Genomic DNA, 24,909 nt, shown 5'->3' with positions numbered 1-24,909 from the left:
GGCGACTTCCGGGTCGCAAGCGTTCATCCTCGCCCAGCCACAAGCGATTACGGTGGCCGTCGGCTCATGAAACATGCTGAAGACACGATAGAATGGACCCGATTCGCCGATTGGCAGAAGGACACGCCCATCATGGTCAGCGATTTCAACCGCACACCGCCTCTTGCCGGCGCAAACGCCTGGCGGCGCGATCCGCTACTGGTGCAGCTCACCGATCCGTTCCCGGCACACGTGTGCGACGGTCTCGATTCGCTCGGCTCCTACGTTCTGGCGCCCGATGCGCTCGATATGGCGCGATTGGCCAACCAGATGCCGCCGACGCTTCAGACCCATGACCGGCACGGCGAACGCCTCGACCGGGTGGAGTTCCATCCCGCCTATCACGCGCTTATGCGTCGCTCTGTCGCGGAAGGCCTGCACGGCTCTTTCTGGGAAGGGGGCGACGATGAAGCGGGCCAGCGCGCGACCATGCGGGCGGCGAAATTTTATCTCATGGCTCAGCTCGAATGCGGCCATCTGTGCCCCATCACGATGACCAATGCGTCGCTTGCCTCCATCGCCAGCGAGGAAGGTCTTTTCGAAGATTGGCGGCCGCGCATCGTCAGCCGAAAATACGATCCCAGCCACCGGCCGCCTTCGCGGAAAGCTGGTTTGACGCTCGGTATGGGCATGACGGAGCGCCAGGGCGGAACCGATCTGCGGACCAACAGCACCGAGGCCACGGAAATCGGCGGCGGCTACTGGCGGATCGACGGCGAGAAATGGTTCTTCTCAGCACCGATGAGCGACGGCTTTCTGGTGCTCGCTCAAACGGAGGCTGGCCCGAGCTGCTTCCTCATCCAGCGCATTCGCGGAGACGGGCAGAGCAATGGCCTGCACCTCCAGCGACTGAAGGACAAGCTCGGCAATCGCTCGAACGCATCGTCGGAGGTGCGCTTCGATGGCACGATCGGTCAGCTTCTCGGTGAGCCCGGCAGGGGCATCGGGACCATTATGGACATGGTGGGCCTGACCCGGCTGGACTGTGCCCTCGCATCCGCCGGCCTGATGCGCGGCGCGCTGGCCGAAGCCATCCATCATTGCCGCCATCGCGAGGTGTTCGGCGAAAAACTCTATGATCAACCGCTGATGAAGCGCGTCCTGGCCGATATGGCGCTGGACGTCGCTGCGGCGACGGCGTTGGCGTTCCGGCTCGCCCGCGCTTTCGACGAGGCGGCTGATGACGACACGCAGGCTGCCTGGCTGCGGCTGATGACCCCGGTCGTCAAATACTGGGTCTGCAAGATCACACCAGCGCTGACATACGAAGCGATGGAATGCCTCGGTGGCGACGGCTATTGCGAGACCTTTCCCATGGCGCGCCACTATCGGGAAGCGCCCGTCAACGCGATCTGGGAGGGATCGGGCAATGTGATGGCGCTGGATCTTCTGCGTGTGCTGAAACGGTCCCCACAAGCTCTGGATACGATCCTCGAGGATTTGCACCACGACCTTGGCCGTTCGGCCGATTCGACCGTCGGCGTTCTGCGGGCCGCCGCCGAGGTGGCCCTTACCGATGAAGGCAGCGCCCGCTTTCTGACGGAGCAACTGGCACTGGCAGCCGCTGCGGCGGAACTGCGGCGCCTCGGCGCTGGACGCATTGCGGACGCCTTTGCCGAGAGTCGGCTTGGCGGCGCATGGCGCAGTACCTACGGCACGCTCGATGCGCGTTACGAGCCGGCGACGATCCTCCAGACGCTCTATCCTGCCGATGCCTGAGCGGCATGTGGACAGCTGGCCGCGCTGTTAACCTTAAGCAGGAGATTGCATGGACAGACCGGACCGCCCGATACAGTTTACAAATCGTTAATACGGGGTGTTTCATGGCGCGGCTCATGCCGGTTCTTACCTGCCTGTTCTGGATGGTGGCGTTTGCCGCGGCAGGACTGATGGCGATCATGGCGGACGAAAGCACTGGCAATCCGACCGTCTGGTCGGCGCTGCTTTTGCCGGCCATCGCCGGGGCGGCAGCGCTTGGCTTTGGCTGGGTGGCCATGACGACCGCAACGTTACCGGCGCATGATTGCACGGCCTCGGATTTGCCGCCCTATCAAATGGTTTTCGCCTTCGCGCTCGTCGTCATCGGCGCGGTCATGCTCACGCATCTGGCGGATCATGGCTTCTGCGCAATTGTCGACGGCTGCATCGCCGCCTCCGGTTTGATCGCATCGTTCCTGTTGGTCGACAAATCCATACCCGATGGCGAGGAAGCATCCCCAGCGACACTGCCGGCCCGTCAGGCCAGCCATTTGGTTGCCTTGGCGAATGCCGCGCGTTCGGACAGGCGCGAAGGTAAGCGATAGTGATTACCCGCGTCGCCCTTATCTTCTGGGTCGTGCCCCTGGCGCTCTATACGAGCTGGTTCGTTTTGTCTGCCAACGACGTCAATTTCGGCAGCATCTATTTGTCCCGGCAGATGCACGACCTTGTCATGCAGACCTACGCCAATCTGCTGGGTCTCGATCCTGATATCATACCGGCTCTTCTGATCCGGGCAGTCATCTGGGATGCCGCAGTGGTTCTTTGCATTGTGGCTTTCCGTCGCCGCAAACGGATCCGCGCCTGGTGGAACGAAAGGCGACGCCTCCGCCTGGCCGCACAGGTCGATCTGCCGGCCAGCGAGCCAACTGCAGCCAGTCTAGCTCTGCCGCAACAGGGCGATCCGGTCGAGCGCGCCCTGTAGAATAAAGGCGGCCGCCGCCGAATCGATTTTCGCGGCGCGTTTGGCCCTTGAAACGTCCGCTTCGATCATCGTCCGCTCGACGGCGACCGTGGAAAGACGCTCGTCCCAGAAGACGAACGGCAGTTCCGTGAACCGCGTCATGTTGCGCACGAAGGCGCGCGTCGCCTGCACACGCGGGCCCGCCGATCCATCCAGATTGTTCGGCAGACCGATGACGAAGCCGGCAAGCGGATCGCTGGCGAGGGCGGCGAGCAGTGCCTCTGCATCCTGGCTGAACTTTTTACGGGCGATCACCGGCCGGGCATGGGAGAAAGAGAGAGCCCGGTCGGAAACGGCCAGACCGATCGTCTTCTCACCCAGATCGAGGCCGGCCAGAATCTTGCCGTTGGCAAGCCGCTCTGACATGGCTTCGATTGAAATGGCGTTGTCCATGCACCGATCCTGTTCTTTTCGCCAATCCGCCGCGACCTATTCTCAACGGCTGGAACAGATGAGGAGATTCGCCATGAAGCTGACTTGGTACGGTCATGCAACCTTTCGCCTCGATACCAGCAACGCCGGAATTTTCATTGATCCCTTTCTGGAGGGCAATCCTGTCTGGGATGGCGGCTGGGAAGAGCCGGCCGAAGGCATCACCCATATCCTTCTGACCCACGGTCATGACGACCACATCGGCGTGACGGTGAAGATGGCGCAAAAGACCGGGGCAATCGTCGTCGCGCCCTACGAGATCATCCAGTTTCTGACCGCCGAGGGTCTGCCCGAGAATCAGGGCAGCCCGATCAATCATGGCGGCACCGTGCGCTTCGACGCTTTCTCCGTCACCTGCTGGCCGGCGCTGCATTCCAGTTCGACCTTCCGCGATGGCAAGACTATCTATCTGGGCAATCCGACCGGGCTGGTGGTCGAACCGGCGACCGAGGGCGACGACACAATCTATTTCTCCGGCGATACCGGCATCTTTTCCGACATGGCGCTGATCGAGGAAGTGCATAAGCCGAAGATCGGCGTCGTCTGCATCGGCGACCGACTGACCATGGGTCCGAAACTGGCGGCCATGGCTTGCCGCAAATATTTCAATTTCGACAAGGTGGTGCCGAGCCATTACGGCTCGTTCGAATTCCTGAGCGGCACGGCCGAGGATTTCGGTCGGGAACTGGAAGGTTCGGGAGTCGAAATGGTTGTGCCGCAGATAGGCGAGGTGGTGGACATCTGATCGGGGTGGGTAGGTTTGCGCCATCGCGTCCGGCCGTGTTGCACCGCCGATAGCGCCTCGCTATAGCGGGCGCGAAGAGAGCGGTCCGATGAAGGGCCGCGCCCATCCGTCAGTCCGGAGTTTGCCATGAGCGTCGATACCGACACCGTCCACCGCGTGGCCCATCTGTCGCGCATCGCCCTGAAGGAGGGCGAGGCCGAGCGGATGACGAGCGAACTGAACGCCATCCTCGGTTTCGTCGAGCAATTGTCCGAAGTGGATGTGGAGGGGGTCGAGCCGATGACGTCCGTCCGTCCGATGGCGATGCGCCTGCGCGACGATGAAGTGACCGATGGCGGCAAGGCCGACGATATTGTGAAGAACGCGCCGGCGACCGAGGACCATTTCTTCCTGGTGCCCAAGGTGGTGGAGTAGGAATTTGGCTTTTGCCGTGACCATGGAAACAGCCCTGCAGGATGATGTGCGAGCCATGGTCGAAGCGCTAAACGCGGCCATGGCGCCGCTTCATCCGCCGGAATTTCAGTTTCAGATGACTGCCGAAGAGATGGATGGCGCGGACTGCACCGTCTTTATCGTACGCGATGAGACGGGTGCGCCGGTCGGTATGGGATGCCTCAAGCAGCACGATGCGAAGACCGGTGAAGTGAAGCGCATGTGGGCCGCGCCCGAGCAGCGCGGAAAGGGTATCGGCGCTTCGGTGCTTGCCGCCATCATTGCGAAGGCCGAATCGCTAGGCCTGTCCGAACTGGTTCTGGAAACCGGTACTTCGGCGGCGTTCGCGCCTGCCTGGCACCTTTACGAACGCGCCGGCTTTGCCCCATGCGGCGTCGTTCTCTACTATCCGTCCTCAGACCATAACCGTTTCTACCGTAAGGTTCTTTCCGCATGACTGATCTCACAGAACTCACCCTCGCCGAGGCGCGCGACGGCCTTGCCGGCAAGGAGTTCACCTCCTCGGAGATCACCAACGCCTATCTCGGTGCGATCGATGCCGCCAATAGCGCCCTGAACGCCTATGTCGCCATCGGCCACGACAAGGCGCGGACCATGGCGAAAGCGTCGGACGAGAAGCTGGCGAAGGGGCAGGGCGGTCCGCTGGAGGGCGTGCCGCTTGGCATCAAGGATCTGTTCGCCACCGAAGGCGATCACACCCAGGCCTGCAGCCGCATTCTCGATGACTTCCACCCGCCCTATGAAAGCACGGTCACGGCCAATCTCTGGGCGGATGGCGCGGTTATGCTGGGCAAGCTGAACATGGACGAATTCGCCATGGGCTCGTCCAACGAGACCAGTGGCTATGGCCCCGTCAAGAACCCGTGGCGGGCGGAAGGTGCGACGACCGATCTGGTGCCTGGCGGCTCGTCCGGCGGCTCGGCGACGGCGGTGGCGGCCGGTCTTTGCGTCGCGGCGACGGCGACCGACACGGGCGGCTCGATCCGCCAGCCCGCCGCGTTCACCGGCACGGTCGGGATCAAGCCGACCTATGGCCGTTGCTCGCGCTGGGGCGTCGTGGCCTTCGCTTCCTCGCTCGATCAAGCCGGCCCGGTGACGCGCACCGTGCAGGATGCGGCGATCATGCTGAAATCCATGGCGTCCCTCGATCTGAAGGACAGCACATCGGCCGACGTGCCGGTGCCGGATTTCGAGGCGGCGGTCGAGCGCGGCGTCAAGGGCCTGACCATCGGCATTCCGAAGGAATACCGCATGGACGGCATGAGCGATGAAATCGAATCGCTCTGGCAGGATGGCATCGCCATGATGAAGGATGCGGGCGCCGAGATCCGCGATATCTCGCTGCCGCACACCAAATATGCTCTGCCGGCCTATTACATCGTCGCCCCGGCCGAGGCCTCGTCCAACCTCGCGCGCTATGACGGCGTCCGCTACGGCCTGCGCGAGACCGGCAAGGACATCACCGACATGTATGAAAAGAGCCGCGCCGCCGGCTTCGGCGACGAGGTCAAGCGCCGCATCATGATCGGCACCTATGTGCTCTCCGCCGGCTATTACGACGCCTATTATCTGCGCGCGCAGAAGGTGCGCACCCTCATCAAGCGCGATTTCGAGACCGCCTTCGATGAGGGGGTCGATGCGATTTTGACACCAGCGACGCCAAGCGCGGCCTTTCCCATCGGCGACAATGAGCGCCATGTCGATCCGGTCGCGATGTATCTGAACGACATCTTCACCGTGACGGTGAACATGGCCGGTCTGCCGGGCATCGCCGTGCCGGCGGGCCTGAACGCGCAGAAACTGCCGCTTGGCCTGCAGCTGATCGGCAAGCCCTTCGACGAGGAAACATTATTTGCCGCGGGTCGCGTTATCGAGAAGGCGGCGGGCCGCTTCACGCCGGAGCGCTGGTGGTAAGCGAGAAGGACCGTGCGGCGCTTGCCCGGCAGGCGCTGACGCTCCTTCACGAAGGCGACTATGCCATGGGGCCGGAATGGGACGCCGCCCACCAGATTGCCCAGGCGCATGAAGGCGATGCGCTGTTCGATCGGATTCATGCGATCGTGCATCGGATCGAGGGCGATGAATGGAACGCCGACTACTGGTATCGCCGCGCTGGCTTGACGATACCGGACATGGCTGTTGCTGACGAGATTGGGGCTCTTCGCGAGAATCTGTCGTAAATCAGCAATTCGACCCGATTAAGCACCCCACCAGCATCTCCCGCTTGGTCCCGAAGCCCGGCTGTTTCTCAACTTTGAAGCCGGCGGCTTCCAGATTGCGGCGGACCCAGCCGGCGGCCGTGTAGGTCGCGAAGGTGCCGCCCGGTGCCGTCTTCTTCGCCACCGCCGCCATCAGTTCGGCGGACCAGAGATCGGGGTTCTTGGCCGGCGAAAACCCGTCCAGAAACCAGGCATCGGCGGACGCTGGCATATCGGCGATCCGCGCCGGTGCATCGCCTACCAGAACCCTCAGGCGAATCCTATCATCTTCGTCAAAGGCGATATCGAGATCGCCGTCCTGCTCGGCGGTCACGCTCTTCAATATCGGTTCGGCAATGGCGAGCAGATGCGGCCAAGGCTTCAGCATCTTCTCGATGGCATAGGCCGGCAGCAGGTGCTTTTCGAAACTGACGAGGCGGAGGCTGGCGTCGTCCGGCGCATGGCTCTGCCATAAATGCATCGCGGCGAGCATATTGAGCCCGCTGCCGAAGCCGAGTTCGCCAATGGTGAAGGTCTCGCCTGCATCCAGTTGCGCAAAGCGTTCACCGAGCCTGTTGCCGCCCAGAAAGACATGCAGCGTTTCGGCCAGACCGTCAGCCTCGCTGAAGAAGACATCGTTATAGAGGGAGGAACGGGCCTGCCCGTCCTCGGTCCAGTCGAGCGGGTGAGGGGAAGCTTTCATTGAACGCCGCGCCGGTTCGTCATAATGCGGGAACCATAGCGCGCCATGCGGAAAGGAACACATAATCGGCACATTCGCTCGTTCATACGATCTGGCGATCATCGGCGGCGGGATCGTTGGCCTCTGGGCGGCGCGCTTCGCATCCCAGGCCGGGCGGTCGGTGGCGTTGATCGAGCGCGGACGGATTGGCGATGGCGCATCCGGTGGCGTTCTCGGCGCGCTCATGCCGCACCAGCCCGTCCCCTGGAACGAAAAGAAGCAGACGCAGTTCGACGCGCTGATCGAACTGGAGACGCTGTGCCGGACGCTGGAAGGCGAAACCGGCGTGCCGACCGGTTATCGGCGGGTCGGGCGGCTGACGCCCATTACCGATCAAGCCCAGCGGGACCGGCAGGAAAACTGGGGACAAGCCGCGCGCCACAACTGGCAGGCTGGCGCTGCGGAAACATTTCGTTGGGAGGTGCGCGACGGCGCGGATCCATGGAACGTCTTATCCAAACGCGCCACGTCGTTCGGCCATGCCTTCGATACGCTTAGTGCCGTCGTCGCGCCGCGAAAGCTGCTGGCAGCGCTTCGCGCGTCCATCGCTGGTACTGTCGATGTTTACGAAGAAGTCCAACCCACCTGTTGGGACACGGCCTCCGGCACGCTCGCTCTGAACAACGGAACAGTCGGCGCCGGCCAATTGATCGTCGCGGCCGGCGCGCAGACGACGGATGTGCTGGCGGTGCTCGGCATTGCGCCTGCCGATACGCCAGCTATCGAAGGTGTGAAGGGGCAGGGCGCATTATTGCTTCCCCGCCGGCCGCTACCCGAAAACATGCCGCTGATCTACGGTGACGGCGTCTATCTGGTGCCCCATATCGACGGCACGCTCGGTCTCGGTTCGACCACGGAAAAGACCTGGTCCGAGCCGTTCACGACCGACCGTAAACTGGACGATCTGATCGACCGCGCGGTCCGGCTCTGCCCGACCTTGCAGGATGCGATCGTGCTGGAACGATGGGCCCATCTGCGCCCGAAAGGACCGACGGCCAACCCGGTCGTCGAAAGGATCGGCGACCGTGCTGTCATGGCGTCTGGCGGCTATAAGACCGGGCTGGCCTTCGCGCCATCCATGGCGCGAAAGGCTCTGCAACTGCTGGAGGCAGGCGGTCCCATCCGCTGAATCGCTTTCTATAAATGCGCGCCGAACACTTTGATAGGAGAGGCTTTTCTTTCACCAGCTACCGGTGTTTTCCATGCTTTTCCAGGGTTCGGCCGGTTCCAGCGCCTCGCCTTCCTGCAGAAGCTCGATAGAAATGTTGTCCGGGCTTTTGACGAAAGCCATATAACCATCGCGCGGTGGCCGATTGATGGTGACGCCGGCATCCATCAATTTCTGGCAGGTTTCGTAAATGTTATCGACCTTGTAGGCGACATGGCCAAAACTCCGGCCGTTCGAATAGCTCTCCTGCTCGCCATTCTCGTCCGGCCAGTTATAGGTCAGTTCGAGTTCCGGCGAACGCCGGTCCTTTGCCCGGTCGAGATCGGCGTCTGCGGCCAGGAAGATGAGCGTGAACTTGCCGTTTTCATTGTCGATACGGCGCGTCTCCGTCAGCCCCATCTTGCCAACCCAGAAATCGAGCGCCTCGTCGATGTCGCGAATTCGAATCATGCTGTGCAGATAGCGCATGCCTTCTGCTCCTTCTTTGAATGTTGAGAGATGGAATTGCTCGAACTGGAAACTCTAGGGTTCATTCGCGGCTTGCCCAGCGATGGAACCGTCGCAGGAGAGCAGCAAGTTGCATCTTCTCGGTGACGAAACGTAAGTTTATGTCGATGCGGCCTTGTCACGCCACGAATTTCCTATGCTAAGCTTGGTCGAGAGATTCGCGAGTCCGTTGGTTCGAGGGGTGCGTATCGCCGATGGGGGACGATATCACAGGGCAACATGGCGCGGCGGACACTGACCTGTCCCTTGGTGTGGACGAAGGTGTCGTCGAGATTCATGGACATATCAAATGGTTCGACGCCGCAAAGGGCTATGGCTTCATCGTGCCCGATGAGGCCGGAACGGGCGATGTTCTGTTGCATGTGACTTGCCTTCGGCAGGATGGTCATCAGGCGGCGCTCGAAGCTGCCCGTATTCACGTTCTCGCCCGGCGCGGCGAGCGCGGTCTGCAGACCTTCAAGATACTTTCGTTGGACAATTCGACGGGTGTGCATCCGTCCGAGAGTTCGGCGCCGCGCACCCGCGTAGCGGTGGAGCCGGAAACCGGACTGGAGCGTGCGCTCGTCAAATGGTTCAACCGGACCAAGGGCTTCGGTTTTCTGACCCGGGGCGAGGGCACCGAGGACATCTTCGTCCACATGGAAACGCTGCGACGCTATGGCCTGACCGAACTGCGCCCCGGCCAGACCGTTCTGGTCCGCTATGGCCGGTCCGGTAAGGGGCTGATGGCGGCGGAAATCCATCCCGATGTTGGCACGCCTGCCATTTCCAACTGATAATTCTTGGCAAGGCTGCCGTCGGTCTCATTGGGCCGATTAGGAAAGCCGGCCGAAATTGGGCTGCGTAATCATCGATTTGCCGGTCCAGCGTCAAACTACCGCCGCGAAACGCGTCAATTCTGCCCGCCATAGGGACCTGCGGTTTGGAGACGCCCGGTGAAGCGGCAGAAACGGTTTTCCTTCGACTTTCTTTCGATCATTCTGGCTGTCGCGCTGCTTCTTGGCGGCGTGCTGGCGCTGACCGGACATGGCGCGGCGCGCTCCGACATGCCAGCGCCCGGCGAGCCAATGATCCTGTCGACCGATCCGGTGCCGCTTACCGTCGAAGGCCGGGACGACATCGCCATCATGGTGGAGATCGCGACCACACCGGTCGAGACGGCGGCGGGGCTCATGTTCCGCAAACAGATGGATAACGATCACGGCATGCTGTTCGCTTTCGACCGGGAGAGCAGGCGCTCCTTCTGGATGCGCAACACCGTGATGCCGCTGGATATCATTTTTGTCCGCGCCGACGGCAAGGTGGATTCGATCCGCCGTGGCAAGCCGCTGGATGAGACGCCGTTGCGCTCGGATGGCAAGGTCCGTTACGTGCTGGAACTGAAAGCGGGACAGGCTGACGCGTTTGGCATCGAGGATGGCGTTGTGCTGCGCCATCCTGTTATCGGTGGATAACAGGCGCCCGCCTTCGATCGACCGGTGCGTCCATCTTCATTCTTGAATGGATCGTCATGCCGACGTAACCAGTTGGCATGACGAATTTTGTGTATGACGGGCTGCAAATAGCCTATCGGGACGAAGGGCCGCGCGAGGGCGATCCCATCCTCCTCATCCATGGTTTTGCTTCCAACAGACGGATCAACTGGGTCGAGACCGGTTGGACCAAAACGCTGGCTGAAGCCGGCTATCGGGTCGTGTCCTTCGACAATCGCGGTCACGGCGACAGCGAAAAGCTCTACGATCCAAAGGCTTATACGCCGCCTCGGATGGCGGATGACGCGGCGGCGCTGCTCGACCATCTGGAAATTCCGAAAGCCCACATCATGGGCTATTCGATGGGTGGGCGGATCGGCGCATTTCTGGCGCGCGATCATGGCCCACGCGTCGCGACGCTTACTCTCGGTGGAATCGGCATGGCTCTGATCGAAGGCAGTGGCGATTGGAAACCGGTCGCGGAGGCGCTCCTGACCGACGAGCCGGGTAAGATCACCGACCCGACCGGCCAGGAATTTCGTGCCTTCGCCGACCGCACCGGCGCCGACCGAAAGGCGCTGGCGGCCTGCATCGAAAGCAACCGTATCCTCCTTTCGGCAGAAGATGTGGCGCGTATCGAGCAACCGACGCTTATCGCCGTCGGCACCGAAGATACGATTGCGGGCTCGCCGCACGATCTCGCGGCGCTGATGCCGAACGCCGTCGCTTTCGATATCGAGCGCCGCAGCCATCTGATCGCCACCGGCGACAAGACGTTCAAGGCGCAGATGCTGGAATTTCTTGAGGAACATCCCCTGTGAGCGCGTTGGCGAAGGAGACGTTGGAGGCGCAGGGAGCCGACGGCAATTTGCTTTCTGGCAGCGTTGTCGGTGAAGGCCGGCCCGTTCTCATGCTCCATGGCGGGGGCCAGACCCGGCACGCCTGGCAACGGACGGCAGAACGGCTCGCCGATAACGGATATGCCGCCTACAGCTTCGACATGCGCGGTCATGGTGACAGCGCATGGGTGATTGAGGCCGGCTACAGTTTTCACGATTACGCCCGTGATGCGGGCGCTCTCGTGGACTGGCTCAAACGCGAAACGGGAACGGCGCCGATCGGCGTCGGCGCTTCCCTCGGCGGCCTCAGCATGATCGGCGCCGAAGACGACGAGCCCCGTTTTCGGGCCATCGCGCTGGTCGATATCGTGCCGAAGATGCGGCAAGAGGGCGCTCAGCGCATTATCAGCTTCATGACCGCCGCCGCGCAGGACGGCTTCGAATCGCTGGAGGCCGCAGCCGAGGCCATTGCCGCCTACATGCCCCAGCGCAAACGACCGAACTCGCTCGATGGCCTGCGCAAGAACATGCGTCAGAGAGACGATGGCCGCTGGCATTGGCACTGGGACCCGGTATTCGCATCGGGCGGCGAGCGTTCGATCATGGCCGACGCTCCCAAACATCTCCTTCGGTTCGACGAGGCCATCGAAAGGCTGGCGCTACCCGTTCTCGTCGTTCGCGGCATGTCGAGCGAACTGGTCGACGAGAAGGATGCGCGAGATGCTGCCGAGCGCCTGCCGGATGGCCGCTACGTCGATATTGCGCATGCCGGCCACATGATCGTCGGCGACAGGAACGACGCCTTTACCGAGGCGCTTCTGTCGTTTCTTGACGACCTGTCCTAGCGGCCCCGATCTTAGCGGCCCTGAAAGATCGGCTTTCGCTTGTTGGCAAAGGCGGCTCGTCCTTCGGCATAGTCCGCGCTGTCGAATGTGGAATCGCCCATTGCGGCGGCTTTTCGTGCAAGCGGCTGATCGGCGTCCAACGTTGCCAGAATCGCCGCTTTCGATGCTGCAACGGAGAGTGGCGCATGTTGCGCGATTCTATCCGCCAGTTCGCGGGCGGCTTCCATTGTCGGTCGTTCTCTTTCGATATTGAGAAGAAAGCGCGCGGACAGTGCATCGTCGGCGCTGAGAACATCGGCTGAGAAGGCAAGGTAGCGGGCCATTTGTGGACCAAGCGCCGCTACGATGTCGATCATGGCGTCACGCGGATAGGCCAGGCCGAGCCGCGCCGCCGGGATACAAAATCGAGCGGTGCTGTCGGCCAGTCGTAGACCGCAGGCGGCAGCCAGCCCGAACCCACCGCCGAAACAGATACCGGATATGGCCGCGATGGTCGGGAAGGGCGCGTTACGAAGCACTGAAAAAGCGGCGACATTGGCGGCTTCGTAGACGCGGGCGCTTGCCGCGTCATGGCGGGTCGACTCGAATTCGGCAATATCCGCACCTGCGCAGAAATGATCGCCTTCGCCGGTCAGGATAAGAGCGCGTGTCCGGCCAGCCTTCGCCAACGCCCCGATCTCCGCGGCAAGCGTCGTCCACATCGCCTGCGTCAGAGCGTTGCGTTTATCGATTCGCCGAATGGTGATAGTGGCGACATGCGCCTCGGTCATGCAGACGATGGCCGTCATAGTGTGTTAGCTTTCATTCTGGGCCCCGGTTGGACTGCGGTATGGAATGGCATATATGACGGCATTGATATGCGTCAGGGTCGACCGGAGCGTTGGCCTTTAGCGAACGGAGGCGAAATGGCCATGGCCCTGGAGCAGCGCGCGGATAGAACTTCTCCGGAAACCTTCGATCCCATTTGGAATGCGCTTCGAACCGAAGCCGAGGAGGCGGTCGATCGCGAGCCGATGATGGCCGCTTTTCTGTGCGCCAACATTCTGAACAATTGCGATATGGAAAGCGCGATTGCCCGGCGCGTTGCCGAACGGCTCGGCCATGAGCTGATGGCGCCGTCTCTCATCGAGCAGGCCTACTCGCAGATGATCGAGGCTTCGGAAGGCTTCGCCACGTCCTTGCGCGCGGATCTGCAGGCTGTCTACGACCGCGATCCGGCCTGCCAGCGATACCTCGACGCCTTCCTCTACTTTAAGGGCTTTCACGCCCTCCAGGCGCACCGCGTGGCGCATTGGCTTTGGGGCGAAGGCCGCCGGGATTTTGCACTCTATCTTCAGAGCCGCAGTTCAGCCGTCCTTGGCGTTGACATCAATCCGGCGACGATCGTCGGCAAGGGCGTGTTTCTGGATCATGCCACGGGTATCGTTATCGGGCAGACGGCGCGGATCGGCGATGACGTGTCCATCCTTCAGGGCGTGACCCTGGGCGGCACCGGTAAGGAAAATGGCGACCGCCATCCCAAGATCGGCAATGGCGTTCTGATCGGTGCCGGCGCCAATGTGCTCGGCAATATCGAGATCGGACATTGCTCCAAGGTCGCAGCCGGTTCCGTGGTATTGCGCCCCGTGCCGCCCAATTCCGTGGTCGCGGGCGTGCCGGCCCGCATTGTCGGGAAGAGCGATTGCGCCGAGCCGGGCCGTGCCATGGACCAGATGCTCTCCATCGATGACTGAGATCGTCCCATCCGCTTGATTATCTGTGTGGACGAATGAAGCGTCAGCCTCTATTCCCGGTGGCTGCTCGCGCTAACTGGTCCCTTGGTCGGATGCGCAATGCGCGCGGCCGGACATTTTGACATTATGACTTGGAGACTGCCTTGAAACCTGAGGAAATTCGCAAGCTGGACGCTTACTTCAAGCGGCTGTTCCGGACAGACAAAATCGAAGTGCGGGCCCGGCCCCGCAAGGACGATTCCTGCGAACTTTACCTCGACGATGAGTTTCTCGGCGTCATCGACAGAATCGAGGATGAAGGCGAAGTGTCTTACAACCTCGCCATGGCCATTCTGGACATCGATCTGGAATGAGGGAGGCGGCACCGGTTCGCCTTCCGGACAAAGATTGCCGGACGAACTCAGCGGATCAGGTGACTGATCCGCTTTTTCAATGCCCGATCCATGGTCTGCCAATATCCCAGTAGCTCTCTTGGGAAACGGTAGGTCATCGACAGGCCGTTGCCAATATGTACATCGCGTTCGCATCCGGCCATGGCCTGGCGTCCCTGAACCCCTGCAAGACAGCGTGCGACATAGAGTTCGCCCTCCAGAGTCCTTCCACTGGCCAGCAGTTCATTTTCGTAACCCGCACTCGGACGAAAAGCTCGCAATGTCAGTCCGGGCGGTCCGGCAATACCGGGCTCGCGCAGGAGCGGCCGATAGACGCTGGCATAGCGACCGCTCATATCGCGCGACATTGCCGCCCGTTCGAGGGTGACGAACAATAGTGCCCGCTGATCCGACTGGCTGTTGAAAATATCCGTTGCGCCCTGCGAATAGCCGGTCAGCTCCGGCCAGCGAAGATAGAGTTCCAGACCGGCATATTCGGCAGCTCGCCGTTGCTCCTCGTGGCGGATCATGTTTTCCGGCACAGACAGCACATTATTGCCGATCACGATCTCGATCGGTTGGGTGCGGTCGCTATGCCCACCGAGCGACAGCGCCTGGCCGGCTCTGTGTCCGGCACCGAGAACCGCTGCTGTCACCGCAGCGAGCAGGACGGCAGCCATGACAAGCCGGCGCGCCATGATCGAATCGGCAGTAGGCGCAATCTTGTTTTCGATCATGGTCCGCGCCCGTTTTGTGTCCTTATGGGCGGCGCTCCGCAAATGTCGAACCGGCACGCCGCCTGCATCGCCAGCGAATGAACCCTGCCATCATTATGGTAAACGGAGTGTAAGCGACCATCCCGAATCTTTTGCCGACGATGGGCCGAAACCTCTGCGAAATGCAGAAGCCGGTCTCCAGGGGAAGAGACCGGCTTCCGATTCGGCCGTCAGGGACGTGGACGCGGCCGAGATAGAGAGGGGCGGACAGTCAGCGGCTGACGGCGCCGACCGTCATCGCGCGATCGTCATTCACCAGTTCCCAATGCGCGCTGTTCTGTGGGCTTTGCAGTTTCAGGAACGTGTAGTCCGTCTGCTGCCAGGGCAGGACGCGGTCGTTGAGATTGTCCAGAACGATGTCGCCCCGATCGGTGCGAACCGTCAGGACGGCGTGTCCGTCACCATTGGGTTGCAGCACCACCGTAATGAGAAGGGCCGATGCCGGAACGCCCATGGCCTGCAGGCGGCGACGCTTTTCCAGAACGTAGTCTTCGCAGTCGCCCACGCCCTGCGGATAGGACCAAAGCTCTTCGCGGCCCCAGATCTGCAGATCCGTTAGCGGTAGAACTTCGGCGTTGACGGTGGCGTTCACGGCCAGAATGGCCTGCCAGGAACTCTTGGACAGAGGGTAGGGGTGCGGCGACGAATCCCGGTCGCTGCATTCGTTCGGTGCCTGCCAGCAGAACTCGGCATGGCCGAGCGGTGGGTTGGCAGCGCCCACAGTTTCCATGAAGGGACGGGCCTCGACGGCGCCGCAAATAAAGAATAAGGAAGTAATGGAAATCGATATCGCTTTGATAATGCTCTGCATGACTTGTCTCCCCTGACAGGGAGAAAGATCGCAGAAAGAATTTTGCGCTACGCAAAAATCAGCACTGGCATTATATACAAAGGATAGACAAATCAAAATCAAATGCTAGGCATTTGAATATTGCTTTGTTAACGGTGTTAACGGCGTCGGTAAGGGTTTGTTAAGGTGCTGAAAGCGCGTTTTCGGGCGCTTGGTGGCCTGTGCCGGTTGCGTTCAGGCCAGTGCCCGTGACGTCATCCTAAGCCAAAGGGCGAACTGCACTCGATCCCTATGGCTTGAGTGCAGGATGCGCTGGGCACAAAAAAACCGGCTGCGCCGGTTTGATAAAGCAAAATTTTTAGCGACGAACGTGCCTGCTGCGTGCGGTCAGACCATCTTTCCCAGATCGATGAACTCGATCGCGATACCATCATTGAAATGACGGATCACCCGGCCTTTCATCGTGCCGAGGATAACGGGTGTTCCGAGCGCCGGGCGGACATCCGTCGCGATTGCCGCGCCCGACAGCGACAGATCGATGATCCGGCAGCTATATTTTCGGCCGTCGACCATGCGCATGGCCGAGATCGGGTTTCGCGGTTCGACACGCGCATGACGGCGATCTTCCGGCAGGTCGAGCTCATGCCTGTTGGCCAGCCATGTCAGCTGCGAGGCGATCTTGTCCTTCTTGCGATCAGACGCGATGATGGTCATCGCGAAGCCGTCGTCGAGCGGGCGTGTCACAACGCCTTCGACCCGTCCGATATGATCGAGATAGCAAATGCACTTTTCGCCCGGCTCGCCGGTCACTTCCGTTTGAAGGGCGGCGCTTCCTGGGCTCATATCGACCACGTAGCAAACATGCTCGCTGCCGTCTTCGAGCATGAAGCGACCATACACTTTGGCTGTCACACGCTGAAAAGCTCTGCGCTCTGGCGATTCTGGCATTTGAAGGTCTGGCGCCAGACTCATATCGCTACGCCCTGATTGAAAGCAGAAGATTCCTCGAACCGGACTCTTGCCATGCAAAGGTTAAAGCGGCGTAACATGGCAGAGGAAAATATTCTCCATCTCAGTTTTGCCGACCACCCTCCAGAACAGTCAGATGGCCGATCTTGCGGCCGGCGGGCAGATCCTGAATGGCGTGGCGCGCGGGCACCAGCGGCGGCACCGTGATCTCGGCCCGGTTGGAAAGAAGGCCCGGTTCGCGCTCCGGATCGATGATGCGCACCGAACGCAACTTCCATTCGACGATCGGATCGGTGCCGAGCCAATAGGGCCGTTCGCCGGGTACGGCCGAGCCGAGCGCGCGGTCGCCACTATGTTCACTGGCGAGCGGTAGCAGAAGCAACTCGTAGGATATCTGTTCGCCGCTTTCGCTGAAACCGTCCATGGCCAGAACGGTGATCGCATCGCCGGTCAGCGCCTGATCGGTCAGCCGAAGCAGCATCCGCCGGTCCCGCGCGTGGAACAGCGTCTGAAAGGCCTGACCCCGCAATTCCGCGCCGAACTGCTGGCACAAGGCCGTGCCGGCAAGGCGGAACTCGATGGTCCCGTCCGTCAACCGCTGAAGAATGAAGGTTCCCGGCAACAATGTGCGGATGTCACTGGGTTCGATGCTGTTGCGATGGGGCGCCTTGTTCGAACCGCGCAGACGATTCCAATAAAGAAACAGGTCCTTTGTCTGTTGCTGTCTCATGCGTACCTCGATCGGTCAGTGTTGTGCCAGTTCGGCGCAGGGCGTGCGCTTGGGCTGGCGTTTGACCGATGCGTTGCATCGTTCGTGCCACGGCGGCTGCGATTGCCGTCCGGCGGTCAATGAAGCAGAGGCCCCTGCAATTTCGGGGTTTTCGGCACGCAGCGGCTTGTTGTCGGTCGGGCGCGTCCCATCTTCCCGCCTGACGAAGGGACAGAAGTGTGACGGATCGCGAACCGGAAAATCGAGACGGGCCGGGTGGCTCTCATGACCCGGCCCGGCCGGGGAACTCACCCTGGGCTGCCGCGCCCCAGCGCGAAGTTCCCGACGATAGTTCCGATGCATACGCGTTGCGGCAACGCGGCGAACCTTTAGTCAATCTGGCGCCGGCCATCGTGTTTTTCCTCGTCCTGATGGGAACGATCCACCTCGTCCGCAGCCTCGTTTTGCCGCCCGGGCTCGACCGCCTCGTGCTCTACTGGTTCGCCTTCATTCCCGAGATCGCCTCATACGGTCTGTTCGGCCTGCTGCATCAGCTCTGGGCTGCTGTGACCTATTCACTGTTGCATGGCAGCTGGCCCCATTTCTTCATGAATGGCGTCTGGCTGGCGATTTTCGGCTCGCCCCTGGCATTGCGCATGGGCACGTGGCCATTCGTGTTGTTCTGGATTGCGACGGCTTTTTCAGCGGCGGCGTTTCATTTCGCTATCGATCCGTTCAGCCCGTCGATTCTCGTTGGCGCGTCGGGGGCGATCAGCGGCATGATGGGTGCGGCCACACGCCTCGGTTTCCGTGTCGACAGGCGTCGCGCGCAACGCGCATTTGCCGGTCGTCCGATGACGTTCGACGAAGTGATGAGATCGCGCGCCGTTGTCGCCTTCATCGTGATATGGCTGGTTTTGAACCTTATCACCGGGCTCTTTCTGCCGATGGGAGGCACCGCCATTGCATGGCAGGCTCATATTGGCGGCTTTGTGGCGGGGTTTTTTCTCCTGCCGCTGTTTCCCGCGCCGGGAGCCCGCCATTTCTGATCTGCCTGAATCGGCTTGCGAAATCGTGATACGCGACGCACGATATGCAGAGTATCAGAGATGGAGGAAAACCAATGAATGTTCGTCAGATCCTGGAGCAGAAGGGCCGCGACGTGGCGACATTTGGTCCGGACGCCACGCTGAGCGAGGCCACGGCTCTCTTGGCTGAAAAGAAAATCGGTGCGTTGGTCGTCGTTACTGAAGAAACGATTGTCGGTATTTTGTCGGAGCGAGACGCGGTGCGCGCCATTGCCGATCACGGCGCATCCGCTCTCGACCGCCCGCTTTCCGACTTCATGACGAGTGACGTCAAGAACTGCAGCGAGAACAGCACTGTCGAAGAGGTGATGGATCAGATGACCGACGGCCGTTTTCGCCATCTTCCGGTCGTCGAGGATGGCAAGATGGTTGGGATCATCTCCATCGGCGATGTTGTAAAGCGCCGTATTCGTCAGGCGCAGGAAGAAGCGGACTCGCTCAAACAATATATTGCAAGCTAACTCGACGCGGGACACAGCGCGAACGACAGGGGCCGCCTGTCGTGACAGGTGCGCTGGCGTCTTGAACGGTGCAGGCTTTTGTTTTACCCGATCCACCGAGAAGGCGGTCGGGCGTCGTCTGTCCTGATGTCAGGACGGGGCGCCAGGACTCCGGACCCAAACCATTGCTCTCCACCTTGCGAAGGGAACGATTGCACTCATGGCCATCGTCGATAGCCGCACACCCGATCCGAAGCGCTTTCTTTCCGGTGCGACCGGCGATTGGGAAATCGTGGTCGGTATGGAAGTTCATGCTCAGGTGACGTCCGAGAGCAAGTTGTTCTCAGGCGCATCGACCAGCTTCGGATCGGCGCCGAACGACAATGTCAGTCTCGTCGATGCCGCCATGCCTGGCATGTTGCCGGTCATCAACCAGCAATGCGTTCGGCAGGCCGTGCGGACCGGGCTCGGTCTGAAGGCGCAGATCAACAAGCGTTCGGTGTTCGACCGCAAGAACTATTTCTATCCCGATCTGCCGCAGGGCTATCAGATCAGCCAGTTCGCCCATCCCATTGTTGGCGAAGGTGTCGTGATGGTGTCGGTCGGCCCTGACCGGCAGGGCAATTTCGAAGAGGTCGAGATCGGTATCGAGCGGCTGCATCTGGAGCAGGACGCCGGCAAGAGCATGCACGATCAGCATCCGACCATGAGCTATGTCGACCTGAACCGTTCAGGCGTCGGCTTGATGGAGATCGTCTCCAAGCCCGATTTGCGCTCCGCCGATGAGGCGAAAGCCTATTTGACCAAGCTCCGCACCATCCTGCGATATCTGGGCACGTGCGACGGCAATATGGACGAAGGCTCCATGCGGGCCGACGTGAACGTATCGGTCCGCAAGCCCGGCGGCGATTTCGGGACGCGCTGCGAAATCAAGAACGTCAATTCCATTCGCTTTGTCGGACAGGCCATTGAGTCGGAAGCGCGTCGCCAGATCGCCATTCTGGAAGATGGCGGGCAGATCGATCAGGAAACGCGCCTGTTCGATCCGGCCAAGGGCGAGACCCGTTCCATGCGCTCCAAAGAGGAGGCGCATGACTACCGCTATTTCCCCGATCCCGATCTGCTGCCGCTGGAGTTCGACGATGCGTTCGTCGAAGAGCTAGCCACTGCGCTGCCGGAGCTACCGGACGACAAGAAGGCACGGCTCATGTCGGAGGCTGGCTTATCGGCCTACGACGCCTCGATCCTGGTGTCGGAAAAGGCAATCGCCGATTATTATGAAGCGCTGGCGAAGGGCCGCGATGGCAAACAGGCGGCCAACTGGGTCATAAACGACCTGCTGGGCGCCTTGAACAAGGCCGGACAGTCCATTGAAGAGACTCCGGTTTCGCCCGATCAGCTCGGGCAGGTCATCAACCTTATCAAGGAAGGCACGATTAGCGGCAAGATCGCCAAGGAGCTGTTCGAGATCGTCTTTGCCGAGGGCGGCGAGCCCAGGGCGATCGTCGAAGAACGCGGTATGAAGCAGGTGACCGATACGGGCGCCATCGAGGCCGAAGTCGACAAGGTCATCGCCGCCAATCCCGACAAGGTCGAACAGGCTAGGGAAAAGCCCTCTTTGGCAGGCTGGTTCGTTGGTCAGGTGATGAAGGCGACTGGCGGCAAAGCCAATCCGCAGGCTGTCAATCAGCTCGTGCGAGAGAAACTGGGCATCGATTAAAAAATTTAGATCGGCTGCCTTGCTTTCTTCGGCGATCGCCCCTCCTTTGTCAGCAAATGGAGCGCGGGGGAGGAAGAACATGACCCAGCCGATTACGGAACCGACCTTTCGCGAGAGCGTCGACATGCATTTCGAGCGCGCCGTCAAGCGGCTCGAACTCTCGCCAGGTCTCGCCCAGAAGATACGGGTTTGCAATTCGACCTATACGGTGCGGTTCGGTGTGCGTCTGCGTGGCCATATTCACACTTTCACCGGCTATCGCGCCGTTCATTCGGAGCATGCCGAGCCGGTCAAGGGCGGCATACGCTACGCCACCGGCGTCCATCAGGACGAAGTGGAGGCGCTTGCCGCGCTCATGACTTATAAATGCGCGTTGGTGGAGGTGCCCTTCGGCGGTTCGAAGGGCGGTTTGCGGATCGATCCGCGCGAATGGTCCGAAGAAGAGATGGAGCGGATCACCCGGCGTTTCGCCGCCGAACTGATCAAGCGCGATCTGATCAATCCCAGCCAGAACGTTCCGGCCCCCGACATGGGAACGGGAGAACGGGAGATGGCCTGGATCGCCGATCAGTATCGCCGTATTCATACGACGGATATCGATGCGCAGGCCTGCGTGACCGGCAAGCCGCTCAATGCAGGTGGTATTCGCGGCCGCTCCGAGGCGACGGGCCGTGGCGTGCAATATGCGCTGCAGGAATTCTTCCGCCACCCTGCCGATGTGGAAATCGCGCACCTTGAAGGCACGCTGATGGGACAACGCGTCGTTGTACAGGGCCTTGGCAATGTGGGCTATCATGCGGCAAAATTTCTGCAGAAGGAAGATGGCTGCAAGATCGTCGGGCTCGCCGAATATAATGGCGGCCTGTTCGATGACAGCGGCATCGATGTCGACAAGGCGCGCGACTATTTCCAGGAGAATGGAAGCTTCGAAGGTTACCACAAGGGCCTGTTCATCCAGAACTCTTCGTCCCTTCTGGAAGCCGAATGCGATATTCTGATCCCGGCGGCACTCGAAGGCGTCGTCAATCTCTCCAATGCCGATCGCATCCGTGCGCCGCTGATCGTGGAGGCGGCGAACGGTCCGGTCACGGCAGGCGCCGATGAACGGCTGCGCGAGCGCGGCATCGTGATCATCCCGGACATGTATGTGAACGCCGGCGGCGTGACCGTCTCCTATTTCGAATGGGTCAAGAACCTCTCCCATATCCGCTTCGGCCGGATGCAGCGCCGGGGCGAGGAGACTCGTCATCGCCTTTTGATCGAAGAGATCGAACGGGCTACCGGCGCGCAGCTTTCCGACACGTTCAAGCAGTTTTACATTGAAGGGTCGGACGAGCTTGCTCTGGTGCGTTCCGGCCTCGACGATACGATGCGTGTCACCTATCAGGCCATGCGCGAGAAATGGCACGAAAAGCGCAAGGACGACCATACGATCGATCTGCGCACGAGCGCATACATGATCGCTGTAGAGCGGATCGCAGCGAGCTACCGCTCGCTCGGTCTCTGACCTTGGAGGCCGGCTCCTCCTTCTAAGAGCGGCCGGGCTTCTTGACGCCAGTGCTCATTTCGGCTTCCTTCAAGGTCCAAGGCCGAGAGGCACCCCGGGACACGCCGGCCCGCACCGTCCGGCGCGACTACGACCGACCGATCATGTGGATCCGCACTGTCGATCCGAACGACATTCCAGCAATTCAGGCTTTGCTGGCACGCACGTGGCACGCCACTTACGACGATATATACGGCAGGGAGCGCGTGGCGGCCCTGACGGCCAACTGGCATTCGCAGCCGGCGCTTCGCAAGCGCCTGAACAAGCCTTATTCCGAGTTCGTTATCGCCGATGATGGTGAGGACATTCTCGGCGTGGCTTTCGCGTCGATGGGCGATGGCGGCGATGACCGCACGGCGTTTTTGCATCAGTTATACGTCAATCCCGATGTGCAGGGGCGTGGAGCGGGCACAGCCCTGCTGATCGAGATGGAGAGCGCGTTTCCAGCAGCCGGTCGCATGCGGCTCGAGGTCGAGGAAGCCAACGAAAAGGCAATCGCCTTCTACCGCAAGCAGGGCTACGCCCAGATCGACCGGACCGAGAATTGCGGCGTGAAGGATAGCGGCATTCCGGCACTGATTATGGAAAAGACGCTGGGCTAGATCATTGCTGCCCTTGCCAAGGGCAGGGCGGAGCGCCATAAGCCCGTAAAGGTAAATCCGCGCGATATGGGACGTTCATGAGCACCTTTCTGAAGCAGTTCTTCACCTGGTGGAACGGCAATCAGCTCAACTTCCGCTTTCATCTCTGGCGTAACGCCGAAAAAGTGGGTGAGGATGAATTCGGCAATGTCTATTATCAGGGTGGCAAGGACTCGGAGGGACGTCCGCGCCGCTATGTCGTCTATACCGACATTTCGGAACCGTCGCTGATTCCACCCGGCTGGCATGGCTGGATGCATCACAAGACCAATGTGGCGCCGCCGTCGGCCGCTTACGAAGCGTATGAGTGGCAGAAGTCGCACCGCCCCAACTTGACCGGTACCGTCTCAGCCTACCGCCCGAAAGGCTCTCTCCACCATACCGGCGAAAGGCCGCGCGTCACGGGCGACTACGACGCCTGGTCGCCGGGCGAGTAAAACGTCTCGCCCTTCGATCGACGGATGAGCGTGGCGTAGCACCGCCACATTCTGCGACTATCGAGTCGCCATCGCAATCGGACGAAGCGGCTGGACCGTTTTAGTCGTGACATTCGGGGAGCCCACTTTTGCTGCGGATCGGCGTGATATTGACGGTTGCAGTGGTCGTGCTGACGACCAACGCCGCCCTGGCCCAAACGATCGAACGCCGGCCTTTGCCGTCACCGCTCCAGCCTGACGGCACCTTCTCCGATCCCGCGCAGGACTACGAAGCGCCAATCGATCCTGTGCCCGACGATCAGTTCCCAGCGCCGGACGATCAGTTCCCGCCGCTGGACAATGCCGAGCCGGGAACCGGCGCAGAGCCCTACGACCCATTGGCGAACGATCCCTTCTCCGCCGGTCCGCAGCAGGATCCGGCGGTTCAGCCGGACGCCAATATGGTGGCGCCCGATGCCGAGCAGATGGGTGGTGAGGTCAGCGAGCCAGCGCCGGCGGTCGAGGATCGGCCCGTCAAGAACAAGGTCGCCGTCTTTACCGGCATCGACAAGATCACCGGACGAATCCACCATTTCGACGTTTATGTGGACGAAACGGTGCAGTTCGGCGCGTTGCTGGTCACGCCGCGCGTTTGCATCAACCGGCCCGAGAGCCTGGAGCCGAAGACTGACAGTTTTGTCGAGATCGACGAGATGACGCTCGATCGGAAGGTCCGGCGCATCTTCACCGGCTGGATGTTCGCCGAAAGCCCCGGCCTGAACGCGGTGGAGCATGCCGTCTACGATGTCTGGCTCAAAGGCTGCAAACAGGATACGGACGTGGCGGCGCCGAATGCCGATGCGGGCACGGCCGCGGATGCGCGCCAAGCAGACGAGACCGCGCGGCAATAATCAGTCGGAAAAGGACGCGCTGAAGGACAGCGCCTCGGCAAGAAGCGCTTCATATTGCTCGCGTTTCACATCGACCGCACCGAACTGTTTGAGGTGGTCGGTGGTAAATTGCGTATCGAGAAGACGAAAGCTCCGCTCGCGCATTCTTGCCACAAGGTGGACGAGACAGATCTTCGACGCATCGCGCTGCCGGCTGAACATGCTCTCGCCGAAAAAGGCCGCGCCCAGCGTGACCCCGTAAAGACCGCCGACCAGACGACCATCTTGCCAAGCTTCTACGCTATGAGCATGGCCGTTTTCATGAAGGGCGATATAGGCGCGGCGGATGGGATCGTTGATCCAGGTCGTTTCCCGCCCTTGCCGTGATTCGGCGCAACCATCCAGCACCGCGGCGAAATCGCGGTCGGTTGTGATGTCGTAAGGCGCGCGTCGAACGGCCTTTTCGAGGCTTTTGGGAATGTGGAACCGGTCGAGCGGGATGATGCCGCGAATGTCGGGCCGCACCCAGAACACCTCATCGTCATCCGCATCTTCCGCCATGGGGAAGACGCCGGAAGCGTAGGCGCGCAGCAGCAGCTCGATGGGAATGTCCTGGCCAGGAGCGTGGGGTCGTCTTCTGTTCCGCATGGTTTGCGGC

General features: G+C 61.1%; 31 protein-coding genes. 22 read left to right on the top strand and 9 right to left on the bottom strand.

All coding sequences use genetic code 11. From position 1 onward, the window contains the following. Positions 1-132 precede the first annotated feature (132 nt). The 3 genes from B7H23_RS13695 to B7H23_RS13685 all read left to right on the top strand — a co-directional run bounded on the left by B7H23_RS13695 (position 133) and on the right by B7H23_RS13685 (position 2,722). Positions 133-1,758, top strand: a complete 1,626-nt coding sequence (locus B7H23_RS13695; protein WP_094078398.1) for an acyl-CoA dehydrogenase family protein — start codon at positions 133-135, stop codon at positions 1,756-1,758. 116 nt (positions 1,759-1,874) lie between these two features. Further along, positions 1,875-2,342 carry a hypothetical protein gene (locus tag B7H23_RS13690; protein ID WP_139944430.1) on the top strand — a complete coding sequence of 156 codons (468 nt, stop codon included), beginning with the start codon at positions 1,875-1,877 and terminating at the stop codon, positions 2,340-2,342. After that, the gene (locus B7H23_RS13685; protein WP_240535113.1) at positions 2,342-2,722 is read left to right on the top strand and encodes a DUF6105 family protein; all 381 of its coding nucleotides are present in this window, start codon (positions 2,342-2,344) and stop codon (positions 2,720-2,722) included. Before B7H23_RS13690 ends, B7H23_RS13685 begins: the two co-directional genes overlap by 1 nt. Here the strand turns inward: B7H23_RS13685 and ruvX are convergent. Then, positions 2,678-3,154, bottom strand: a complete 477-nt coding sequence (gene ruvX, locus B7H23_RS13680; protein WP_094078011.1) for a Holliday junction resolvase RuvX — start codon at positions 3,152-3,154, stop codon at positions 2,678-2,680. The genes B7H23_RS13685 and ruvX overlap by 45 nt on opposite strands. Before the next feature lie 73 nt (positions 3,155-3,227). Between ruvX and B7H23_RS13675 the strand changes: the two genes are divergently transcribed. The 5 genes from B7H23_RS13675 to B7H23_RS13655 all read left to right on the top strand — a co-directional run bounded on the left by B7H23_RS13675 (position 3,228) and on the right by B7H23_RS13655 (position 6,571). Continuing rightward, positions 3,228-3,938, top strand: coding sequence for a metal-dependent hydrolase (locus B7H23_RS13675; RefSeq protein WP_094078010.1), 711 nt, complete (start codon positions 3,228-3,230; stop codon positions 3,936-3,938). A 126-nt stretch (positions 3,939-4,064) separates the two neighbouring features. Then, positions 4,065-4,352 carry an Asp-tRNA(Asn)/Glu-tRNA(Gln) amidotransferase subunit GatC gene (gene gatC, locus B7H23_RS13670; protein ID WP_094078009.1) on the top strand — a complete coding sequence of 96 codons (288 nt, stop codon included), beginning with the start codon at positions 4,065-4,067 and terminating at the stop codon, positions 4,350-4,352. 4 nt (positions 4,353-4,356) lie between these two features. Further along, positions 4,357-4,827, top strand: coding sequence for a GNAT family N-acetyltransferase (locus B7H23_RS13665; protein ID WP_094078008.1), 471 nt, complete (start codon positions 4,357-4,359; stop codon positions 4,825-4,827). Continuing rightward, on the top strand, positions 4,824-6,305 hold the full coding sequence (gatA, locus tag B7H23_RS13660) for an Asp-tRNA(Asn)/Glu-tRNA(Gln) amidotransferase subunit GatA (protein WP_094078007.1): 1,482 nt from the start codon (positions 4,824-4,826) through the stop codon (positions 6,303-6,305). Before B7H23_RS13665 ends, gatA begins: the two co-directional genes overlap by 4 nt. Then, the gene (locus tag B7H23_RS13655) at positions 6,299-6,571 is read left to right on the top strand and encodes a hypothetical protein (RefSeq protein ID WP_240535112.1); all 273 of its coding nucleotides are present in this window, start codon (positions 6,299-6,301) and stop codon (positions 6,569-6,571) included. The genes gatA and B7H23_RS13655 overlap by 7 nt, the downstream gene beginning before the upstream one ends. Position 6,572: 1 nt before the next feature. Here B7H23_RS13655 and mnmC2 read toward each other — a convergent pair whose 3' ends face one another. Continuing rightward, the gene (gene mnmC2, locus B7H23_RS13650; protein WP_158215844.1) at positions 6,573-7,292 is read right to left on the bottom strand and encodes a tRNA (5-methylaminomethyl-2-thiouridine)(34)-methyltransferase MnmC2; all 720 of its coding nucleotides are present in this window, start codon (positions 7,290-7,292) and stop codon (positions 6,573-6,575) included. A 61-nt stretch (positions 7,293-7,353) separates the two neighbouring features. On the opposite strand from mnmC2, the gene B7H23_RS13645 reads away from it, so the two are divergent. After that, positions 7,354-8,460, top strand: coding sequence for an NAD(P)/FAD-dependent oxidoreductase (locus B7H23_RS13645; protein WP_094078005.1), 1,107 nt, complete (start codon positions 7,354-7,356; stop codon positions 8,458-8,460). A gap of 51 nt (positions 8,461-8,511) precedes the next feature. Here B7H23_RS13645 and B7H23_RS13640 read toward each other — a convergent pair whose 3' ends face one another. Beyond that, on the bottom strand, positions 8,512-8,967 hold the full coding sequence (locus B7H23_RS13640) for a VOC family protein (protein WP_094078004.1): 456 nt from the start codon (positions 8,965-8,967) through the stop codon (positions 8,512-8,514). A 233-nt stretch (positions 8,968-9,200) separates the two neighbouring features. Here B7H23_RS13640 and B7H23_RS13635 point away from each other — a divergent pair, with 233 nt between their 5' ends. From B7H23_RS13635 to B7H23_RS13620, 4 genes are all read left to right on the top strand, one after another. Then, positions 9,201-9,782: a cold-shock protein gene (locus B7H23_RS13635; RefSeq protein ID WP_094078003.1), complete on the top strand. Its 582-nt coding sequence runs from the start codon at positions 9,201-9,203 to the stop codon at positions 9,780-9,782. A 159-nt stretch (positions 9,783-9,941) separates the two neighbouring features. Then, complete coding sequence (locus tag B7H23_RS13630; RefSeq protein ID WP_240535111.1) at positions 9,942-10,460, top strand: DUF192 domain-containing protein; 519 nt, start codon at positions 9,942-9,944, stop codon at positions 10,458-10,460. A gap of 77 nt (positions 10,461-10,537) precedes the next feature. Further along, the gene (locus B7H23_RS13625) at positions 10,538-11,299 is read left to right on the top strand and encodes an alpha/beta fold hydrolase (protein WP_094078002.1); all 762 of its coding nucleotides are present in this window, start codon (positions 10,538-10,540) and stop codon (positions 11,297-11,299) included. Then, on the top strand, positions 11,296-12,162 hold the full coding sequence (locus tag B7H23_RS13620) for an alpha/beta fold hydrolase (protein ID WP_206608909.1): 867 nt from the start codon (positions 11,296-11,298) through the stop codon (positions 12,160-12,162). Before B7H23_RS13625 ends, B7H23_RS13620 begins: the two co-directional genes overlap by 4 nt. A gap of 11 nt (positions 12,163-12,173) precedes the next feature. On the opposite strand, the gene B7H23_RS13615 is transcribed toward B7H23_RS13620, so the two are convergent. Next, positions 12,174-12,950, bottom strand: a complete 777-nt coding sequence (locus B7H23_RS13615; RefSeq protein ID WP_094078001.1) for an enoyl-CoA hydratase-related protein — start codon at positions 12,948-12,950, stop codon at positions 12,174-12,176. Between the two features lie 123 nt (positions 12,951-13,073). Between B7H23_RS13615 and cysE the strand changes: the two genes are divergently transcribed. Together cysE and B7H23_RS13605 are read left to right on the top strand one after the other, a co-directional pair. Next, complete coding sequence (cysE, locus tag B7H23_RS13610; protein WP_094078393.1) at positions 13,074-13,895, top strand: serine O-acetyltransferase; 822 nt, start codon at positions 13,074-13,076, stop codon at positions 13,893-13,895. A gap of 143 nt (positions 13,896-14,038) precedes the next feature. Beyond that, a complete protein-coding gene (locus B7H23_RS13605; protein WP_094078392.1) occupies positions 14,039-14,248 on the top strand; it encodes a DUF3126 family protein in 210 nt (69 codons plus the stop codon). Positions 14,249-14,295: 47 nt separating this feature from the next. Here B7H23_RS13605 and B7H23_RS13600 read toward each other — a convergent pair whose 3' ends face one another. The 4 genes from B7H23_RS13600 to B7H23_RS13585 all read right to left on the bottom strand — a co-directional run bounded on the left by B7H23_RS13600 (position 14,296) and on the right by B7H23_RS13585 (position 17,531). Continuing rightward, positions 14,296-15,003, bottom strand: a complete 708-nt coding sequence (locus B7H23_RS13600; RefSeq protein ID WP_094078000.1) for a hypothetical protein — start codon at positions 15,001-15,003, stop codon at positions 14,296-14,298. Between the two features lie 250 nt (positions 15,004-15,253). Beyond that, on the bottom strand, positions 15,254-15,853 hold the full coding sequence (locus B7H23_RS13595) for a transglutaminase-like cysteine peptidase (protein WP_094077999.1): 600 nt from the start codon (positions 15,851-15,853) through the stop codon (positions 15,254-15,256). 366 nt (positions 15,854-16,219) lie between these two features. Further along, positions 16,220-16,780 carry a PilZ domain-containing protein gene (locus B7H23_RS13590; protein ID WP_240535110.1) on the bottom strand — a complete coding sequence of 187 codons (561 nt, stop codon included), beginning with the start codon at positions 16,778-16,780 and terminating at the stop codon, positions 16,220-16,222. 124 nt (positions 16,781-16,904) lie between these two features. Continuing rightward, the gene (locus B7H23_RS13585) at positions 16,905-17,531 is read right to left on the bottom strand and encodes a PAS domain-containing protein (protein WP_094077997.1); all 627 of its coding nucleotides are present in this window, start codon (positions 17,529-17,531) and stop codon (positions 16,905-16,907) included. 218 nt (positions 17,532-17,749) lie between these two features. Between B7H23_RS13585 and B7H23_RS13580 the strand changes: the two genes are divergently transcribed. The 7 genes from B7H23_RS13580 (at position 17,750) to B7H23_RS13550 (ending at position 24,272) form a co-directional block, all read left to right on the top strand. Next, positions 17,750-18,559: a rhomboid family intramembrane serine protease gene (locus tag B7H23_RS13580; protein ID WP_143534777.1), complete on the top strand. Its 810-nt coding sequence runs from the start codon at positions 17,750-17,752 to the stop codon at positions 18,557-18,559. Positions 18,560-18,633: 74 nt separating this feature from the next. Next, a complete protein-coding gene (locus tag B7H23_RS13575) occupies positions 18,634-19,059 on the top strand; it encodes a CBS domain-containing protein (protein WP_094077995.1) in 426 nt (141 codons plus the stop codon). 199 nt (positions 19,060-19,258) lie between these two features. Beyond that, positions 19,259-20,758, top strand: a complete 1,500-nt coding sequence (gene gatB, locus B7H23_RS13570; protein ID WP_094077994.1) for an Asp-tRNA(Asn)/Glu-tRNA(Gln) amidotransferase subunit GatB — start codon at positions 19,259-19,261, stop codon at positions 20,756-20,758. A gap of 79 nt (positions 20,759-20,837) precedes the next feature. Beyond that, positions 20,838-22,265, top strand: coding sequence for a Glu/Leu/Phe/Val family dehydrogenase (locus tag B7H23_RS13565; protein ID WP_094077993.1), 1,428 nt, complete (start codon positions 20,838-20,840; stop codon positions 22,263-22,265). A 140-nt stretch (positions 22,266-22,405) separates the two neighbouring features. Beyond that, the gene (locus tag B7H23_RS13560) at positions 22,406-22,906 is read left to right on the top strand and encodes a GNAT family N-acetyltransferase (RefSeq protein ID WP_173861926.1); all 501 of its coding nucleotides are present in this window, start codon (positions 22,406-22,408) and stop codon (positions 22,904-22,906) included. Between the two features lie 77 nt (positions 22,907-22,983). Next, entirely contained in the window at positions 22,984-23,382 is a 399-nt protein-coding gene (locus B7H23_RS13555; protein ID WP_094077992.1) for an NADH:ubiquinone oxidoreductase subunit NDUFA12, read from the top strand. 440 nt (positions 23,383-23,822) lie between these two features. Beyond that, positions 23,823-24,272: a DUF2155 domain-containing protein gene (locus B7H23_RS13550; RefSeq protein WP_094078390.1), complete on the top strand. Its 450-nt coding sequence runs from the start codon at positions 23,823-23,825 to the stop codon at positions 24,270-24,272. Here the strand turns inward: B7H23_RS13550 and aat are convergent, their stop codons facing one another. Beyond that, positions 24,273-24,899, bottom strand: a complete 627-nt coding sequence (gene aat, locus B7H23_RS13545; protein WP_094077991.1) for a leucyl/phenylalanyl-tRNA--protein transferase — start codon at positions 24,897-24,899, stop codon at positions 24,273-24,275. Positions 24,900-24,909 lie beyond the last annotated feature (10 nt).

This window comes from Notoacmeibacter marinus (assembly GCF_002238045.1).
Lineage (GTDB): Bacteria > Pseudomonadota > Alphaproteobacteria > Rhizobiales > Rhizobiaceae > Notoacmeibacter > Notoacmeibacter marinus.
The sequence above is the reverse complement of the archived record's forward strand: the minus strand, read 5'-3'. Positions and strand labels throughout refer to the sequence as shown.